Here is a 2,974-nt window from a genome sequence, read left to right as displayed (position 1 = left end):
GTGGTAAGAGCTGAGCTTTCTCGCTAGGGAATTTGTCCATCAACTTTTCACTAGCAGCGAAGATCAAATCTGATTTTTCAATGAGTTCTAATTCATGCTTTGCGACCGTCTTGTGGTCTACGCCCGCAAGTGCACTAAAATCATCCCCACAGTAATAAACAACCGCTGACTCGCCTAAGTGTCCGCACAGATCAACAGCAGTCGGAAGAGAACTCCATAGGATAGGCGCGTTAAGGTTAAGCTCGGCAATCACTGGTTTTAGTTGGTGCAACATCATTTGCTGAGCCAACTTTCTACAAAATTTAGAAGCAGGCGCAGGGATTGTCTTTAAGTTAACGATAGTAATGTTGTCGTGTCCCTCAGAGTCGAGCATGTTTTGAGTAACGGCTTTGGTTTTGCCAAACAATTTGTGGAACGCTCGGGTGGCATCTTTAGCTGACAGCTTCGGTTGTCTTAGGCCAATAGAGTTGACCCATAAGACTTTGTGTTGCTTAGCAAGGTGACGCACTAAATGTTGAGTTGATGACGGTAGGCCGCCAAAGTCTTCACCAAATACGATTAAATCACGCATGGTCACCTCCATGAGTCTCTAATGAATCGAATACATCGGATTCAGTCACTTCAACGGATTTAATCTGTCCGACTACTCGAGCTGGGTTACCACCTGCGATTGCGAAGGCCGGGATATTCTTTGTTACTACGCTGCCTGCGGCTATAACGGCACCTTCGCCGATAGTTACGCCGCCTTTTACAGTTACATTGGTTCCCAACCAAACGTCAGGTTCAAGAATGATGTCGCCGATTTGCTGAGGGTCATCACCTTCACCTTGCGCTCGACGTTTTGCATCTAGCGGGTGACCAGAGTATCCAAATAGAAACGCGCCGCCAGCGATTCGTACGTTGTCAGAGATAACGACTTTACCGCCAACAGCGATAGTCGACTGCCAACCGATGTCGACGTTGTTGCCAATCGATAATAGTGGGTGTTCCAAGCCTTCAAGTGGCTGAGTACAACCAGAGAATGTCGTGTGGCCAGAGATACGGCAGTTATCGCCAATCGAAATTTGCACCGGACCGCTGACGAAAGGCAGACCACCATACAAATACAGGCGCTTGCCACATTGAGCCACACGACCTTTGAAAGCCGGTGTCCAGTAGAAGAATCGCGTCAAGCCAGAAACCAAACTTACCACTAGCTTGTGCGCTTGATAGAGGCAACGATTAAGTATTTGAGGGGTAGGTAGCTCTGCGCTTCTGATGTCTTTCAAAATGAAAAACACATTTCTAATTCGAGAATTAGGATGAAACTTAAGCCAATGTTTGAATTGATGTATAGATACTGACGTCATAATGAAAATCCTCTATTTTGTTATATAGAAGTACTTTCATATACTGTGCCATTTAATAAATATAATATTTTCAACGAGTTAAAATGTGGGTTTTAGGTTTTCTCATTTTGACAGGCAGTTTGAGATACGTTTGAGACGCAAACTGTGAGCGCTGCGAGGATATAAATCGGCCAGTTGAAGCCTTGAGTCAAAAACGTACCCGACACGATTGTTCCAATCAGACCTGCATAGATCGCATAGGCGACCGCATTTAGTTCAGGTGCGATTTCTGTGGTTGAGTTTTTTAATCTGGTGAGTGTGGATCGGGAGGTTTTGATCAAAGAAACGATAAGGCAGACAAAAATGATAAGACCAATGAAGCCAGTCTCTGCTAACACACCAAACCACGTACTGTGAACGGCGTGATTCAGTCCGTCCCAGTGCGAACTGTAAAAGAAGTAATTCGAGAAGAAGTTGTTCAACCCTACGCCAGTCAGTGGATTCTCAACCGCCATTTTTACTGCCGCTTCCCAGGCATATATTCGACCCATTGCAGATTCATCGATACCTTGTTCAGCGGCACCACCAGAAGCTCTGTCTGAGATCCCAGCAACTAAATAGAGCGCCACGGCCGCGATGGTTCCTACGGAGATTAACAGGACTTTAGAACGAACTAGTTTCCACGCAAAAATACCAATCACCGCAATACAACCCAGTAATCCGCCACGGCTTTGAGTCGCAATAATGGCGGCGAGCAGTAACAAACAGACTAACCCGCTGATTAAACGTTTGGACCGTGAGATGCCAGATGTGGTGGCTTGGCTTATCGTAAAGGCAAGGGGGAACATCAGTACCAGTGCTAAGTCGTTAGGGTCACCTAACATAGAGCCAAAATCGCGCCCAATAGTTACGCGCGAGCCTTCAACAAGCCCAATACCATTTACTGAGTTGTACACGGCAATAAAACTGACTAAAGCGCCTGCGTAGATAATCGTCATCGCGGTTTTTGCAAGATTTTCCGTGGTGTTTACTAACCAAGTAATCGCCAGCGTCATGACGATTATTTTCCAATAAACACCTTTGAATTCTGCAAATGCTATGGGCCTGTTAGACGCGAAGATAATACCAATGAAAACCAATACCCAAAATATGGCGAGCCAATTTAAACAAGGGTGCCAAAAGATTTTTAGCTCTTTACTGATTAGTGCATGCCAGATCAGAGCGGACAGGGCACCTAATGAAAGCATCAGCGGTATTTTTAACGAATAGAGTTGAGGTATGGCTTCGTGAATTCGGAAAAATGAAAAGACAACGAACAGTAGAACTAGCCAGAATGTCTTGTTTAACACGAATAACCCAGCTAATGGCACAAGAGCGAGCGCTACAATGACAGCAGGGTGAGGCACAAAGTACCAAACAATACCAAGCCCAACACACAAGGTGCTGATAGTGATGATGACTGGCAATCTATTGGCTTCAGGGGTGAGCATTGTAATCTCTATTGCTGAGTAAACTATTCATGGCAGCTCTCTATCGTTATACATTTGAAAGTCGTATCTAATGCGTGATGTTAAAGGTTGCAAAGCGAGTGCCAGTTATGCATTTCATTTAACCAACTGATTTAATGATGGATTATGGAGTAAGAC

Annotated in this window: 2 protein-coding genes and 1 pseudogene; all 3 read right to left on the bottom strand. The window is 45.0% G+C overall.

All coding sequences use genetic code 11. The features are described 5' to 3' along the window. Positions 1-571 (bottom strand): annotated as a pseudogene (locus tag AB4496_RS00520) (glycosyltransferase family 1 protein); the annotation flags it as partial. Continuing rightward, positions 564-1,349 (bottom strand): DapH/DapD/GlmU-related protein, encoded by a 786-nt coding sequence (locus AB4496_RS00515; protein WP_009846767.1) that lies wholly within the window; start codon positions 1,347-1,349, stop codon positions 564-566. The pseudogene AB4496_RS00520 and the gene AB4496_RS00515, both read right to left, overlap by 8 nt. Before the next feature lie 92 nt (positions 1,350-1,441). After that, entirely contained in the window at positions 1,442-2,818 is a 1,377-nt protein-coding gene (locus tag AB4496_RS00510) for an O-antigen ligase (RefSeq protein ID WP_009846766.1), read from the bottom strand. Between the last annotated feature and the right edge of the window lie 156 nt (positions 2,819-2,974).

Source organism: Vibrio sp. 10N.222.46.A1, assembly GCF_041473595.1.
Classification (GTDB): Bacteria; Pseudomonadota; Gammaproteobacteria; order Enterobacterales; family Vibrionaceae; genus Vibrio; species Vibrio tasmaniensis_A.
The sequence above is the reverse complement of the archived record's forward strand: the minus strand, read 5'-3'. Positions and strand labels throughout refer to the sequence as shown.